This window comes from Bacillus sp. ISO11 (assembly GCF_003458115.1).
GTDB lineage: Bacteria > Bacillota > Bacilli > Bacillales > Bacillaceae_G > Bacillus_A > Bacillus_A cereus.
Genome location: NZ_QXCO01000013.1, coordinates 136,747 through 150,352, shown reverse-complemented (window position 1 = coordinate 150,352; position 13,606 = coordinate 136,747). Strand labels below are relative to the sequence as shown.

Genomic DNA, 13,606 nt, shown 5'->3' with positions numbered 1-13,606 from the left:
CAAACGTTTTGATGTCACTCCTTTAATTTTTGCCATTGTATCAGCAGGACTAAGTGTTGGTGGTGTATTTAAGAACAAGTGAACGTGGTCTTTGTCGCATTCCATTGCAACAATAGAAATATCCAATCCTCCCCATATTCCTTGAACCAACTCCTTGAAACGTTCTTCTACTTTTGTGTTAAGAAAACTCTTTCTTCTGTATCGCGGGCAAAACACAAAATGATAGTTAATTAATGACACGGTTGTTTTGGTTCTTCTATAATCATTCATCATGTTTGCGTTTTGTATCAGTTAGATTATAAAACTGCAATACGAAAGATAAAAAAATAAAAGGTACCAACATTTTGATACTTAGAGTGCCAACCTCACTTTCATCCCATGCCTAAAGGCGAGGGGCTTTCTCGTTCGGGAAGGGCTGTAATTACCGGCCAAACGTTCAATAAGTGATATGTAAATTTTTTTACCTTTTCACTATATGAATTACTTTATATTACATTATAATAATGTTATTTCAGTCTTTTAGCAAATATTGTTAATCTATTCAACGTTGATTTAAAGTTGTTAAAAAACGAATAAGTGGAATTCTTAACGAATAGAGATGAAATTTCGTTTGCTAATTCACGTAATTTTCACACATTAAAACGCTGCATGTTAATATTTGTTATATAATGAAACCAAGCCTTAAGTAAGATAGTTTCCCTGTTACGAGTAATGAGATAGTTTGTTTCACCTTTTTATATTATCTAAAAAAGAACTTGTAGTGATGCCTACAAGTTCTTTTTGCATTTTTTATCATTTTAATCAAGGAGACACCTACCAAAATGAAGGTGAATCAAATGATGATTAATAAAGCCTATAAATTTTGAATCTACCCACATCTAGCACGAGCAATTCTAGGCAACAAAGTTAATGTTATCTCTTTTCTATCAAGCGAAGGTTTTATAGTACCCTCAGAACGAAATTTTGTGCTAACTTTTACCCATCCAGCTCATTTTTTCGTTTTAAAATATTTCAAAATATGAGCTGGATGGGTACGTATAGTGACCTCCACTTAATTATCAGAAAAACCTTAGCCTCTAATTGCATACACGCTAATTACGATGATTTCCCAATTCCAGCACCATAATGAATCTCTCCTTCTCCTCTTTTCATCAGTATTGATAGGTAATAGAGGGGCCAGTCACAACCTGAGAGTAAGTTATATATCCAAATATGACCTGTTCTTTTAAGTATTTAGTCTTTTATAATCTGTTATAATCGATATAACTAGAGTCATAATAAATCCACTGACCTGTTCCAATTCTTAGCCAACCATTCTTTTCTTCATATACTGTAACTTTTTCGCCTTTACTTGTCTTTCTAACAATAGAATAGTTTGTACCTGACCCGCTTCGAACATTTACCCCAATACCATTAATTTGAGCCGTTCCAACTACCTTTTCAACACTGCCATTTTCAATTACTTGTAGCATATTTAGAATGAATGTTGCTGTTTCACCACGAGTTGTTGTTCCTTTAGGGTCGTATTGATTTTCACCCTTACCTTTGACAATACCTAAGCCATACAATCTTTGTACATCTTCTTTATAGCTAATTTGGTCTTTGTCTGAGAATGGTAGGTTTACAACTGGTCCCCATATACCTTTATACTGTAAAGCCTTGTTTACAATAATTGCTGATTCTTCTCTTGTAATAGGTGTGTTTGGGTCAAAATAACCATCTCCTCTACCTTGAATGATACCTGCACTTGCAGTACGTTTAATACCATCTCGTAAAGTTGAATTTGCATCGTTTAGGTCTTTAAATGAAGCATCTCCAGCTGGCAGGTTTAGAGATTTAGAGATTAATTGAGCAAATTCGGCTCTTGTTATCGCTCTATTAGGTGCGAAAACTCCGTTTCCTTCCCCTATCATAATACCTCTTCTATTTAACTCTCGAATAGCTTCTTCATACCAACCTCCAGTAATGTCATCTTTTGGTTGATAAAAATTATTATAATACCCACCAACGCCATTTACGAATGCATCCCATTGTCCATTATTAATCATATTAGCAGGACAGATTTTACCACTCCATTTTTGGTGTTTTACAATGTTATTTAACGGTACACCAGTTTCTTTCATTAAATAAGCTACAAGTTTCTTAGCGTTATCTACTGCTTTACTATAGTTACCGTCACTGTTAACTGCGATTTCAATTGCAATAGATTCTCTATTACCTGGACCATCACCGTCTCCTGCGTGCCATCCGTTCTCGTTTAATGGTAGATGTTGATAAATCTCTTTATCGTCTACTGTAAAATGCCACGATGCAGCTCGGTCCGTGTTCCCTACTGCTTGGTTATATAGGTATTGAGCATGGTTTCTAGCACCTGCTCCTACACTTGTATTATCAGTCTCATGAATTGTAATATACTTTGGACTCATGTAGTTTTGAGGACGAATATTATCGTTACCTGCTGGAACAATCCATTCAGTGAATGGAACACCGTTTATTGTACTAGAGGTGCTAGGTGATATGGGAGACAGACTACGTTTTGTTCTGTTTGAATTGTTAGGAACAGTTAATGTGCCTGTTTCTTCATGAATACCCTCTGAGCGTTGAAGACTATCTGCTTTCTTATTGTCGACAGTGCCTCCACCACGTCCGTCTACCTCTTCAAAACTAGCTTCAATACTTTTTAAAGCCTGTTCATCTGTTGTTTGAATTTGGTCTGTGTTCTCTTGCACTTGAAGGCTTGTAGATTGCTTATTGTTTACTGATTGTTGTTCCTCTGCAAACGATACCAATGGTGAAGATAATACCGTTAATCCTGCCGTGAATGCTACTACTTTTTTATTAAATTTAATGTTCATTTCTAATTTGGTATACCTCACTATTTTAATAGATATACCTTCCTCCTTGTACTTCTTTTAGTGTGAATGTTAGTTTAAATAATGGTAGCCTGAACCCTCAAAATAACGGATTGATTTTACATTTCATATGACAATCCGACATCTATAAGTCCTACTTGAAATGTCAATACTTTAGAATTATAACACAGCACGGTTGCAGTCATCCCAGGACTCTTACAAGTAATCTCCTAATCTTGTACATAATGATAGTATGAATCTAAAAAGGGGCATTATCACATCGCTATCAATCTAAGGTTTTACACTACCCATAAAGTAAAAAATACGTTATCCTTTCTGTGGAATTATAGGAAAGGATGGAATATTTTTCCTTTATGACTCTTTCGATTCTTGACGAACTTCAACCGATTGCTGAAGAATTACAGCAGCATATGTCTCCTCATGTTCTATAAAACCTAGTCAAAGAAAAAGGATTTGTACAACGAAAAAGTAAATATCAAGCACAGGAGTTAGTTGCTTTATATGTATGGCTATTATATACCAAACGTACATTCAATGGATAGTGACGTAACACTTTATGTATGTCGAACAATTAAGATAGCTTCTTGCCATCCCTTTTTCAAAGCCAATTCATCTCCCACCTACTCACTAGGCTTTGATCCTTCACGCTCCTTGAGGAAGGAGTCTTCTTGGCTAAAATGATAAATTATACTATTAAATTCTTAACAGTTATTATTATGGAATCGACAATTGCAACAAATTTTCTTCTCTAAATCTTTGCTTAAAGTGCTGGGATTTTTATTTTTGCACGTGCATTTCCTTTTCTTCTTCACACGTTTCAGATAACACCAAATGTAAAGATTAGGTCCTTCATGTCCCATTGATCGTCTATACAGAGTTTTAATTAACTTGCTACATTCCGGACGTTCTTCTATATCATAATTTCCACCACTTAATACTACACATGCGGCTTCCATTACATACAGCATCCCAACTTATTCTTTTATTATTTTGAAAGTACTGTTGAAACGATTGAAGGTTAATATAAAAACATATTATCTTTAAGTCCACTTATAAAAATAAGTGGACTTTTTTATATAACAATTATTAGAATTTTCTGCATTAATTTTCTAAAGTTTTATTCAGAGGTGATTATTATCATATTCAGAATTATATAAAAGTGTCAAAAAGATAGATATATGCAAAAAAATGGAATATGTGAAATTAGGGATGGGGAGTGTTATTTTTGAAAAAGAAAGTTTTATCTTCAACACTAGCTTTATCTATGGCTTTAGGGACATTTGCGACATTAGGTACGCCACGTACATATGCAGCAGAGCAAAAAATTCAATACAACCAAGAATTCCAGACACCATCTTATATTGGGGAAGAGTGGAAAGCGCCGAAAGGACTAGATAAAAAAGAAACGGTGTTCGAGTATTTAAAAAGTAAGAAAGAAATGTTTAAATTAGCAGGAAATATGGAAAAGCACTTTGAAATTGTATCTGAAGAGAAAGATGAAAAGACAAATACAACGCATGTGAAATTAGTTGAGACGCATAACAATGTGCCCGTTTATGGATCGGATCAAACGATTGCACTTGATGAAAATAACAATGTAAAAGCATTTTTTGGGCAGGTTGTTCCTGATGTGGCTGGTAAAAACATCCCAGCTGAACCCAACATCTCACAAGAAGAAGCTGAGAAAATTGCAAAAGCAGATATCGAGAAAGAAATTGGAAAAGTAGAGGATTACGATAGTATCAAAAAAGATTTATTTGTATATGAGAAAGACGGCAATTACTACTTATCATATTTAGTAAAAGCTTCTATTTCTAAGCCAGAACCAGGATATTGGCATTATTTCATTAATGCGACAAATGGAAATGTTATCAATAAATATAATGCAATCGATCATATGGAAGGCTTCGGTTATGGCGTACTCGGACAAAGAACTTCATTTAAAATTGAGCAAAATAAAGCAGGTTCATATCATTTGTTGGATGGTACACGAGGGAATGGAATTCATACTCTTGACGCAAGAAATTCCTCTGTACCATGGCTGTATGAGGAATGGGAAAGATCTCGCTTCACAGGTTGGGAAGTAGTAAGTGAATCAAAAATGTTCCAGGATAAAGCTGCAGTTGATGCCCACGTAAATACAGCAAAAGTATACGATTATTTCAAAAAAACATTTGACCGTAACTCGTTTGATAATAAAGGGGCAAAATTAATTTCAACTGTTCATGTCGGCGATCAATGGAACAATGCAGCTTGGAATGGAAGACAAATGCTATATGGGGATGGGGATGGCGAAATATTCTTACCGTACTCCGCAAGTTTAGATGTTATTGCTCATGAGTTAACGCACGCAGTAACAGAGCATTCTGCAAATTTAGTATATGAAAACGAACCAGGTGCATTGAACGAATCTATATCTGATATTTTTGGAGCGATGGTAGACCGTGATGACTGGCAGCTTGGTGAGGATATTTATACACCAGACACCGATGGGGATGCGCTCCGCTCTTTAAGTGACCCAACATCAATTTCAATTCCACCAAGTCCAATGCATGATTTTCCAGATCATTACCCAGATCATTACAGCAAGCTTTACACTGGTGAGTTGGATTACGGTGGTGTTCATATTAACAGTAGTATAAACAATAAAGCGGCATATTTAATTGCTGAAGGCGGAACACATTATGGAGTATCAGTAAAAGGCGTTGGCCGCGAAGCAACGGAGAAAATTTATTATCGTGCACTTACAAAATATTTAACAGCAAATTCGAACTTTAGCATGATGCGTCAAGCTGCAATTCAATCAGCAAAAGATTTATATGGTGAGAACTCGAAAGAAGTACAGGCAGTAACGAAGGCTTATGATGCAATTGGTGTAAAGTAAGATATAAAAAAGATCTGATATTATTATGTCAGGTCTTTTTTATATCTTATTTTTTGACACCTAAACTCACTATGAGAAACTATATATGTAAAATGATAAAGACATTCATATAGCTAGGACCCTCAGCTTGATAATATGGTAAAATGAACTCCTTTTGCAGCATGAACAACACAGTTTGACGGCATATGTGAAATCATTAAGGAGGAAAACAAATTAACTCGGCCGATAAAAGAACTGATTGAGAACATGTTATTATATTCTTTATTATCTGAAGTAAAAATACTAATTACATATTAATAAGATGGTTATTTTCTCTTTAGCTATTTTAAAGTTGTTGGTATTGACCAACAAAATAGTGCTGCTATATATATGTCTTATTCATATTATTTTATATTTTAAATCTATATCTTTTTGCTCCAAATGTCCTTCAGTAAGTTCATCAATCTTATCTACATGTTACAAAATCTTTTCATTATGAGTAATAATAATTTTGGTTTAAGGAATATGAAATAAATTATTAATTACATAATCTGCTGTTTCCCCATCTAAATAATAGTAGGTTCGTCTAAAATTAAAATGGGATATTTTTCAATAATACACATAATATAACTAATATTTGTCCATCCGATAAATTCATTCAATCTTCGGATATAACAACATTATTTATTCTTTGAAATTGAATATAATTACTTAGATTTAATTTTTGAATAGAATTTTGTGTTTTTAAATGATTATATCTAATATCGTAATAATCTAAATTCCCCAAAATCCCTTCTAAAGAGCACTTCATCTTGAAGCATTAACCCGATTTTCTTTCTAAATTCATCACTCTTCTATTGTTTAACATTTTGCCTATCTATTAAAATATCACCATTATCAGGATCAAGTATTTTTAATAGCAAATCAACTAAAGGCGATTCCCCACTACCACTTTTTCCAGTAATCACAATACTTTCATGTTTATTAATATCTAAATTTAAATTTTATCATTTTAGCCAAGAAGACTCCTTCCTCAAGGAGCGTGAAGGGTCACAGCCCAGTGAGTAGGCGGGAGATGAATTGGCTTCGAACAAGGAATGGCAGGAAGCCATCCCTTGTTCGACATACAGAAAGTGTTACTCCACTACCTATCGAATATACGTTCGGTTCATAATAGTCATATACCGAAATGGAGGTGAATCAAATAATGATGAATAAAGCCTATAAGTTTCGTATCTATCCAAATCAGGCACAAGCAATTCTAATCAATAAAACAATTGGGTGTTCTCGCTTTGTATTCAATCATTTCCTATCCTTATGGGATCACGCATACAAAAAGACAGGAAAAGGCTTGACCTATGGTATATGTTCTGCCAAACTACCTGCCATGAAGAAAGAACTTGTTTGGCTAAAAGAAGTGGATAGTATTGCGATTCAGTCGTCTGTTCGCAACCTTACGGATGCTTATACACGCTTTTTCAAAAAACAAAACAGCGCACCGCGCTTTAAATCTAAGAAGAACAACGTACAATCTTATACCACAAAACAAACAAATGAAAACATTGCCGTTGTAGGGAACAAAATAAAGTTGCCGAAACTAGGCCTTGTTCGATTTGCCAAAAGTCGCGAAGTAGAGGGGCGTATTGTAAATGCTACAGTTAGACGGAACCCTTCTGGTAGATATTTTGTGTCACTATTAGTTGAAACAGAAGTACAAGAACTTCCGAAAACACATTCTTACATTGGAATAGATGTAGGACTAAAAGATTTCGCTATTTTGTCAGATGGAACACACCATGAAAATCCGAAGTTTTTCCGATTATTAGAAGATAAGTTGGCGAAAGCACAGCGTGTGCTTTCTAGAAGGATGAAAGGATCTTCTCGCTGGAATAAACAACGAGTAAAGGTAGCTAGAATTCATGAATACATATCCAATGCTAGAAAAAATTACTTGGACAAAATTTCAACTGAAATCATCAAAAACCACGATGTTAACGGTATAGAGGATTTGCAAGTATCGAATATGTTAAAGAATCATAAGTTAGCAAAAGCAATTAGTGAGGTATCTTGGTCGCAATTTCGATCCATGTTAGAATACAAAGCAAAATGGTATGGCAAACAAGTTATTGTCGTATCGAAAACATTTGCTTCCAGCCAATTATGTTCTTGTTGTGGATATCAAAATAAAGACGTTAAAAATCTAAACCTACGTGAATGGGACTGTCCTTCTTGTTGTACACACCATGATAGGGATATTAACGCAAGTATCAATCTAAAAAATGAAGCGATAAGGCTTCTAACCGTAAGGACTGCGGGGTTAGCCTAATCAATTAGAGTTCGATAGAACTCTTTACTTAGGAATCCCTCACTTCTAAACGAAGTGAAAGTGGGGTTAGTTCAAAACTATTAACTATAATATACCCTTTCAAGAAATTTTAAAAAGGTTGAAGTAGGCAAAAAATATTTTCCGGAATAATTAGATTAATTTCTCTTTTTTGTATATTTATGTTAAATTATTGTTATCACTACAAATTTATTGAATAATTTTAATACTCTCCCCTTTGTACTATGGTAATATGTTTTTCACAATACATATTACCACTATAATTGCAAACATATATAAACCCATATTTAGAATTTTTAAGATTCTTTCATAGCATTAAGATATTTTTTACCTTTTAGTTTGTTTATTCTTAATTTTTAAACTAAAATAATATATATTGGTAATAATTAAATAAAATGCCAATAATTATAGGAAGGAGAAAATTATGAAGAGCATTGTATTATTTGATGGTGATTGTAATTTCTGTAATCAGAGTATTCAATTCATTATTAAGAGGGATCCTAAAGGATATTTTCAATTTGCATCGCTTCAAAGTGCATTAGGTAAAACATTATTAAAAAGGTATGAAATAGACGAAACAATAGACAGCATAGTATTAATAGATAAAAATAATAGTTATATTAAATCAGATGCCATACTAAACATTTGTAGAAATTTGAAAGGTATATGGAAGATTTTCACTCTTTTTATATTAATTCCAAGGCCAATTCGAAACTTTTGCTATGAAAAATTCGCAAAAAATAGATACCGATGGTTTGGTAAACAAGAACATTGTATGTTACCGTCACCAGAAGTAAGAAAAAGATTTCTGGATTAATTCCGAAAATCTTCAAACTTTATATTATATTGTTAATCTTATCAAAATAAATACGCTATTCTTTCTTGCAAATTAAAGGAAGGAATAGTGTTTTTTAACTTTTTTACAATATTTTCAAATCCTACTTTACTCTCTAATTCTCCGTTATATCCCAGCGTGGATGCTCCTGTAATATAGTCAATTTCTACGAACTTATAATATTCTATCCCTAAAAAAATATCTCTAGAAATTGCCGAAAGTGAACAAACATGTTTTTGTTAATACATATCCACCTTTTTACCCCTTAAGTCACCTTCGAACTTTACATGGAACAAAAAAGAAGAGAGATTTCTCCCCTCTTCACCAACAAAGGGGATTAAAATGTGTGTGAAGTCAAATGAGTAGTTTTGGTTATTCCACACACAAACAGGTCTTTTTAGAATCAAAACAATTTTATATTTACTCTTTTTCACTTTTGTAGAAAACACACTTTTCGTATCTTTAATCGCTTGATTTTTAACTACACTTGGAAGGTTGACTTCAATATCCTTTGTATTTTTCTTCGTGCTTTTTTTCACTTCAACCATTTCAGATACCAGTGTATTAATGAGTTTAATATAATCAGAACTACTTTGTTCCAATAGCCTAATTTGTTCTTTTGTCGAAATCACTTTAACTTTGACCGTGACATTCCCAGCCGTAAAAATAAAATAGGAACGTGCCCACAGGCTTGGCAAAAAGCACGAGATGAGAAAACTATTCTCTTAAACGCTTCGACATCACTCTTATTAATCACCTCAATAGTGTATCAATATTATAATAGGAATAGCATCCAAAAATCTCCCTAACAATATAAATCCTCCCTCTCCAATTCCCCTTAATCTGAGCAATTGGTACATCCTTACTGTTCTTTTTGTTTTTATCATCACCTTTTCAAATCATCTTCATATGTTGTATATAGATATCTCCTTTCGAATTGCAATGATGCCTCTTTCAAGTCCTAATGTACGCCGTACAAAGAGCACTTTTGAAAAGTGCTCTTTGTACTTTGTAATACACTCCCTCTATAATAAAGTAATTTTAATGTATGAATAATTTACAGCTGCCTTGTAGTATGAATTGTAACTATTTGCACACACTATAATTGGAAGGCTTGAATCATTGTCATTGAAAAATGTTCAGCGCTTCCGCTCCTTAAGAGAACAGTCTACGCAACTGTTCTCTTTTCCTTTTTTACAAAAAAACAGGACAAGCACAGTTAACTACGCTACGATTAATTGCATTGCAACATTCTCATCGTTTCCTCAACAATTTCTCAATATTTTTCAAGGACAGTAGCACACTTCCTCAACCTTAATAATATCTTAATATTAAATACTGCAAGGAGGCGCTAGAAAATGACTTGGTTCATTATTTTAGGATTTATGCTTATTTTAAGTATAGGCGGCTTTCACCCACATAGTATTCATATCATTTTCAAAATAGATTCAGATACAAAAGCTATGCCAAATTGGTCTTTCGTTAATAAAATAAACTTTCGAACATTTAAAGAGTTGTTAAAAAACCCAAACAGGAATAAACTCAAAAGCCTTACCATAGGAGAGCTGTTTATCCCTTTAAGTCTATTCAATAAATTATTTGGCAAAACATTAATTTTTTTAATCCTATTCTTCTATTCTCAATTCTTAAACTAAATATAATATGAGATGAGTAAAAGAATAGCAGTCGCCGACCATAACAAACAACAGACCGCCTATTACAGACGGTCTGTTTTAAAACAAATTGACTATATCAATAGAATAGGGATACCTTAATTATTCAGAATATTCTTATTATTAATGAAAAAAATCGTAGTTACATATAAGCTATCTATTTCCTGTTATTATCAGATTAAGCCTATACAGAGAAAAGGGGGATATTATGACTGTTCAAGAAAAAAGTAATAAGCAATTGATGGAATTATTAAATGAATGGTATGAAAAAATTCGTTTATATCATGTAAAAGAAGCAAAACAAACACATCTACAAGTAAAAGAAAGCTTAAAAGTAATAGAAACTGATCCATATTTATCATTTTATTACTCACTACTAGATTTTAGATATAAAGTCTTGGTAGATGGAGTGAGTATTACAAAAGATTCCTTTAAGAATATAGAAAAACTCCCTAATATCGAAGAGGAATATTTATTTTTATCTTATTATTATCATTTCTTTAAGGCAATCCACTTTACAATTATAGCAAATTATAATGAAGCGAAAACACATTATGAAAAGGCAAAGAAACTTTTACCCTATATACCTAACGAAATAGAAAAAGCCGAGTTTGAATATAGAGTTTCAACTTACTGTTATCAATCTTATCAACCATTTGAAGCGATTCAGCATGTAGTAAAGGCCAAAGAAATATACCTGGACCATGTAGGTTATGGAATCAATATTGCTTTATGCGACAATGTATTTGGTTTAGCATGTATAGATCTAAGAGAATTTGAAAAAGCGGAAGAATGTCTCAATACGGTTATTGATGTTTTTAATAAGTATGATGAAGAACATTTATTATTAAGAGCACGTTACAATTTAGGCTGGTTATATAATATTCAAGATTTATATCCATTGGCGATCCGACAAAGTTCTGAAATTATAAATAAAATACCGAATCATTTTAAAGCATTATTTGTCTTAGCAAGAGCATATTATAAATTAGAAGGCATTGAAACAGCTAAATCATATATCGAGCAAGGAATAAACTATACGAATAAAGCAGGAAATGAAGAATATAAGCACCGTTTTGCAGTATTAAATGAACTACTCACAGAATTACCTAGAATTAAACTAGAAAAAGTAGTGACTGATGCAATTTCTTATTTTGAAAAAGAAGAAATGTGGGATTGTGTAAAAGAATATGCAGAGGTTTTAGCACTTCAATTTTATGAGGCAGATAACCATGTTAAGGCAAGCAAATATTTCTATATTAGCAGTAATGCTGGTAAGAAACATTTGAAAAAAGGAGCGTTAAAGTGATGAAAAAAATAAAAAAGATTGTATTAAGTATGGTAGTAATAAGTGCATTAGCATGTGGCATGAATAGTTTACATTCACCTCAACAATCTTCTTCTAATGGTGGAGATACACCAGCACCAACAATACCTAGTGTCTCTGTAGAAGTATCTATTCATTAATGTAATACATTATTCTTAGTTTTAAAATCAGAAAATTCAACCTTTTTCATAAAAAACATTGAATACAATTGATAAAATATTGAACCCTTAGTCCGAAACAGATTTGTTTCGGACTATTCTCGTTACTATAATTGTACGTAGAATGGTAGACTAAAACTTCCACTTAGTCCTGTTCTGTAATTTCTTCTCTTTTTGAAGTAAGTCCTTTAACTTTTTTAAATAATCGATTTCCATACGCAAACATTCATTTTCATCTTTTAATGTCCCTATACCCCCTTTAATAGTTGCATTATTTAACTTTGATCTTATCTTTTCCATAGCTGGACCCCCTTTCTTCTTTTTATATAGGAATTCTACGCCTTTTAAATCATATATTTCCCTTCACCTACGAACTATTCCAATAAATTCTTTAACACAAACAATTAATTTATTTCATGTGTTTTTATTTTATTTCTCAAAATTTGAGATATATCTTTTGAACCCCCCTGTATTCCTTCCATATTTATCTCTCCTAAATAAATCGTAATACATATTATACCCAACAAATTTATAAGCTTTAATCTTATTTTTAACAAAGCCTTCTTATTTTAAATAGACATAACACTTCATACTGTCAACTCCCCCTATATTGATAAATATGAAACATCTAATTTATTTGACATTTCAATGACTTATGACAGGAAAATATATACATTAAATTAAACCTAATGTATCTTTGGTTTGTAAGTCGTAGTTAGTTGGCCAACTTTCAATACAATTTAATACTTAAAAATAAGGAGGATTTAAAAATGAATCAAGTATTAAGGAAAAGTAAGAAAAAAATGATGTATCTAGTCGGCTCACTTCTAATTTCTCTATCAATGTTTTCAACTACAAGTTTTGCAGCTACAGAAGGTGCTGTAAAAAGTGTTACAAATAGTAGTTATACTGGAATTACAGCTGATATAAATCTACCAAAATCGGTTGTTGTTAAGGATGGATATGTGAATTGGTACTTAGGTATTGGAGCATCTAAAGTTGAAGGTGGTATTTCAAAAACACCAAGTGGATATAAAGTGTTTCTTAATTCAGGATATAATGAATCAGGTCAAAACAATAAGTATTGGAACACACAATATGATACATCAATTAAAGATGGTGATCGAGTAAACATTAAAATAATTAATAACGGCAATGGTACGGTTACTATGTATGTAAATGGAATCCCTAGATATGCAAATCAGCCTGTATATGGCTCATTTTCTCAATACGAACCAGTAAAAATGGTTCAGGGCGTTGAAGATACTGGACGTAATTCTTTTAGCCAAGCTAGTTTTTCAAACGTACTTCTAAGAACAGATACATCTGGAGCTACCTACAAAAGTTGGAACGGTTCAATTTCTTCCTCATTTTCTAAACACGGTACTTATGGTAACAGTTTCACAGTTTATTCTCAAGTGCCATTAAGCGCAAGTTTACGCTAAAATTGTTCTTGTATACGAATAATTTTGTGAAAAAGGTAGCTGTACTTTTGTACAGCTACCTTTTTCATATGGTGAATTTTTAATAGAT

The 13,606-nt window shown here is 32.6% G+C and carries 11 protein-coding genes and 3 pseudogenes; 9 read left to right on the top strand and 5 right to left on the bottom strand.

Features of this window, described 5'->3' with window-relative positions; genetic code table 11:
* Positions 1-273: IS200/IS605 family transposase (gene tnpA / locus D1166_RS15945; protein ID WP_118043354.1), on the bottom strand; the 273-nt coding region annotated here is incomplete at its 3' end.
* Positions 274-1,241: 968 nt separating this feature from the next.
* Positions 1,242-2,855 carry an S-layer homology domain-containing protein gene (locus D1166_RS15935; RefSeq protein WP_097856655.1) on the bottom strand — a complete coding sequence of 538 codons (1,614 nt, stop codon included), beginning with the start codon at positions 2,853-2,855 and terminating at the stop codon, positions 1,242-1,244.
* Positions 2,856-3,226: 371 nt separating this feature from the next.
* Here D1166_RS15935 and D1166_RS15930 point away from each other — a divergent pair.
* The 3 genes and pseudogenes from D1166_RS15930 to D1166_RS31825 form a co-directional block, all read left to right on the top strand.
* Positions 3,227-3,385 (top strand): annotated as a pseudogene (locus tag D1166_RS15930) (IS4 family transposase); the annotation flags it as partial.
* A 713-nt stretch (positions 3,386-4,098) separates the two neighbouring features.
* On the top strand, positions 4,099-5,757 hold the full coding sequence (locus tag D1166_RS15920) for a M4 family metallopeptidase (protein WP_118043353.1): 1,659 nt from the start codon (positions 4,099-4,101) through the stop codon (positions 5,755-5,757).
* A gap of 183 nt (positions 5,758-5,940) precedes the next feature.
* Positions 5,941-6,156, top strand: a pseudogene (locus tag D1166_RS31825) (YolD-like family protein).
* A gap of 434 nt (positions 6,157-6,590) precedes the next feature.
* On the opposite strand, the gene D1166_RS31820 reads toward D1166_RS31825, so the two are convergent.
* Complete coding sequence (locus D1166_RS31820) at positions 6,591-6,704, bottom strand: ATP-binding cassette domain-containing protein (protein WP_021729497.1); 114 nt, start codon at positions 6,702-6,704, stop codon at positions 6,591-6,593.
* A gap of 239 nt (positions 6,705-6,943) precedes the next feature.
* Here D1166_RS31820 and tnpB point away from each other — a divergent pair, with 239 nt between their 5' ends.
* Positions 6,944-8,062, top strand: coding sequence for an IS200/IS605 family element RNA-guided endonuclease TnpB (gene tnpB, locus D1166_RS15900; protein WP_118043352.1), 1,119 nt, complete (start codon positions 6,944-6,946; stop codon positions 8,060-8,062).
* 442 nt (positions 8,063-8,504) lie between these two features.
* Positions 8,505-8,897 (top strand): thiol-disulfide oxidoreductase DCC family protein, encoded by a 393-nt coding sequence (locus D1166_RS15895; RefSeq protein ID WP_021728638.1) that lies wholly within the window; start codon positions 8,505-8,507, stop codon positions 8,895-8,897.
* A 344-nt stretch (positions 8,898-9,241) separates the two neighbouring features.
* Here D1166_RS15895 and D1166_RS15890 read toward each other — a convergent pair.
* A pseudogene (locus D1166_RS15890) lies at positions 9,242-9,613 on the bottom strand (RNA-guided endonuclease TnpB family protein); the annotation flags it as partial.
* A gap of 660 nt (positions 9,614-10,273) precedes the next feature.
* Here D1166_RS15890 and D1166_RS15885 point away from each other — a divergent pair.
* From D1166_RS15885 to D1166_RS15875, 3 genes are all read left to right on the top strand, one after another.
* On the top strand, positions 10,274-10,570 hold the full coding sequence (locus D1166_RS15885; protein WP_088346263.1) for a hypothetical protein: 297 nt from the start codon (positions 10,274-10,276) through the stop codon (positions 10,568-10,570).
* A 226-nt stretch (positions 10,571-10,796) separates the two neighbouring features.
* Positions 10,797-11,897, top strand: a complete 1,101-nt coding sequence (locus D1166_RS15880) for a response regulator aspartate phosphatase (protein WP_097855550.1) — start codon at positions 10,797-10,799, stop codon at positions 11,895-11,897.
* Positions 11,897-12,055, top strand: a complete 159-nt coding sequence (locus D1166_RS15875) for a Phr family secreted Rap phosphatase inhibitor (protein WP_097855549.1) — start codon at positions 11,897-11,899, stop codon at positions 12,053-12,055. The genes D1166_RS15880 and D1166_RS15875 overlap by 1 nt, the downstream gene beginning before the upstream one ends.
* A gap of 150 nt (positions 12,056-12,205) precedes the next feature.
* On the opposite strand, the gene D1166_RS31305 is transcribed toward D1166_RS15875, so the two are convergent.
* Positions 12,206-12,373, bottom strand: a complete 168-nt coding sequence (locus D1166_RS31305; RefSeq protein ID WP_021728633.1) for a hypothetical protein — start codon at positions 12,371-12,373, stop codon at positions 12,206-12,208.
* A gap of 470 nt (positions 12,374-12,843) precedes the next feature.
* Between D1166_RS31305 and D1166_RS15870 the strand changes: the two genes are divergently transcribed.
* Positions 12,844-13,518, top strand: coding sequence for a hypothetical protein (locus D1166_RS15870; protein WP_021728632.1), 675 nt, complete (start codon positions 12,844-12,846; stop codon positions 13,516-13,518).
* Positions 13,519-13,606 lie beyond the last annotated feature (88 nt).